Consider the following 936-nt stretch of genomic DNA (forward strand, 5'->3'; position numbering starts at 1 on the left):
CCGAGTATGAAGCTGATCGGCAGCAGAAGCGCCATTGCCTGGCTAAGCAACTTGTTGATCTCAAACAGCATGCCGGGAATGCTTTTGAGGGACAGTCGGGTACTCTTGCGAAGCGATGTGAAAACAAGAAGCAGCGCTGAGGCATAGAACGGCGCGAGGCGTTCCCAACGCATGAAGACCAGAGCCCAGACTAGGAATGCCAGCACCAGCAGGATCGGCCAGCCTTCGCGTATGGTCTTGCTGATCGACGGCAGTTCGTCTTGTGGAATACCGTCGAGTTCGTGGCGTTCAGCATAGCTGTGCACGTGCCAGTACAAGCCGAAATAGTAGAGAATGCTGGGGATCGCCGCCGCGACGACAATGGTGGAATATGACGTACCGGTGAAGTCGGCCATGATAAAGGCAACCGCCCCCATCACGGGTGGCATCAGCATGCCGCCCGTGGAGGCGCATGCCTCGAGCGCACCGGCGTAGTGCGCCGGAAGACCACCCCTCTTCATGCTCGGGATCGTCATTGTGCCGGTGCTGATGATGTTGCTGAAGATGCTGCCGCTCAGGCTCCCGAAGAAGCCGCTGGCGAGTACGCTCACCTTTCCCGCGCCACCCTTGGCGCGGCCCATACAGGCGTTGGCGAAATTCAGGAAGAAATCGGACGCGCCCGTTGTCACTAAAAGCGACGCAAAGATCAGATAGCCGATGATCGTCTCGCCGATGACCTGAATCAGCACGCCGAGAAGCCCGCTATTGGAGTAGATGTTATAGGCAATAGTGCGGGAAAAGCTGGTTGGCGAGGCCCATAAGATGTCCGGCATCTGGTCGGCATATATCGGGTAGAGGCCCAGCACTATGACGATAGACACGAAGATCAAACCACCGGAGCGGCGCGCGGCCTCGATAATCAGAATAAAGAGCGAAAGCGCGACATAGAACTGCCAG

General features: G+C 57.4%; 1 protein-coding gene. It reads right to left on the reverse strand.

The window, feature by feature from the left end; genetic code table 11:
* On the reverse strand, positions 1 to 936 hold a 936-nt coding region (locus A3764_RS17475; protein WP_150122270.1), incomplete at both ends, for a TRAP transporter permease.

It is taken from the genome of Sulfitobacter sp. HI0129, from assembly GCF_001635395.1.
Classification (GTDB): Bacteria; Pseudomonadota; Alphaproteobacteria; order Rhodobacterales; family Rhodobacteraceae; genus Sulfitobacter.